The organism is Magnetococcales bacterium (assembly GCA_015231175.1).
Lineage (GTDB): Bacteria > Pseudomonadota > Magnetococcia > Magnetococcales > DC0425bin3 > HA3dbin3.
Genome location: JADGBZ010000071.1, coordinates 12,975 through 14,228, shown reverse-complemented (window position 1 = coordinate 14,228; position 1,254 = coordinate 12,975). Strand labels below are relative to the sequence as shown.

Annotated in this window: 1 protein-coding gene; it reads left to right on the top strand. The window is 54.0% G+C overall.

What is annotated here, in order from left to right; translation table 11 throughout:
• Positions 1–400: 400 nt before the first annotated feature.
• The gene (locus tag HQL63_12870; protein MBF0177718.1) at positions 401–1,252 is read left to right on the top strand and encodes a DUF4351 domain-containing protein; all 852 of its coding nucleotides are present in this window, start codon (positions 401–403) and stop codon (positions 1,250–1,252) included.
• The last annotated feature ends 2 nt before the right edge of the window (positions 1,253–1,254 follow it).

Here is a 1,254-nt window from a genome sequence, read left to right as displayed (position 1 = left end):
CCGTGTGGCCGGTGCGGGGTGGACAATAGGGTCTTGGGGGATTGGGCGCTTTGCGAGAGGGGAGTGCAGAGGGGGGAGACCTCCCCCCTCTGCCGTCGGCGGGCGGTTCTCTGAAGTATCCGCAACGAAAACCTCATCTGAACGAAAACAGGCCTCATACCGGGGTAGCTCGATCTGATTTTTCTGGACGACGAGGCGGGATTTTTAGGAGAATCAGATGCGAAAACGGTTGGTTGCAAGTCGGCCGTAAAGGAGTCATGGTTTTTGGACGATCACGCAACAAAAACCTGCTGGCACTGTCTGGTCGGCGAAACGTTGAGAACGCTGTTGGAACCCGTCGGCATTGAGGTGCGTTCAGAGGTTCCAGTCGTTTCTCTCCCACCCTAAGGCAGATCTGATTTTGATTCGACGAAAGGAAGGTGGCTGGACAAATGAACAGCGTTTACTCCTGGCGGACGGACTACGGGATCTCGATACAGACCAAATTCTGGCCGAATTGAAAATCACTGAAAGCCTGAATGAAGATGCTCTGTCCCAAATCACGGTGTACGACACCATGTATCCGGAAGCCGCACGTTTGGATCGCCATCAATTGCGAAGCGTCGTCATCAGCTCCATCACTCCTCAACGGGAGTTCCTTGAGCGATTTGCCTTCAAACCCGTTGGACTGAGTGGCGTTTATGAAAGCAAGCCACTTTGGGGCGGTGTCATCCGTCTGATTCTACTAAACGAGCTGGCGGATGAGGCCCAAAACGCCCCTTTGAAGTGCTTTGCCAGTCGTCAGGATGAGCGAAAAAAAGCGTTCGAAACAGTCAAACGTGTGGGGTTATTTAAGCTCTCTGTTTCATTTGGTCGGATCGTTGTCGGCTTGTGGAGGTTGCTCATGAAGGGTTCATTTAATAGCCCGGAAATGGAAGGGATTACGCCCGAGTACGTTTCCCAGCTTGGGAAGGAGTGGCTTGACTGGTTGGTAGACGTAACGCCTGATGAGGAGCTTTTTTCCCTACCCAAGTTCGGGCATCGGCTGGTGCAAGAACATCAAGAAGGCCGCCAGGAAGGCCGCCAGGAAGGCCACCAGGAAGGCCGCCAGGAGGAGGCTGCCACGCTCTTTCTGCTGCTGCTGGAGGGCAAGTTTGGCGAGTTGTCCAGCTCGATCCGGGAGAAGGTTTTCGCCACGGAACGTTCCCTGTTGGAAAAGTGGAGCCTGCGCCTCCTGAAGGCCAACTCTTTGGAAGAAATTTTCGACACATGAGC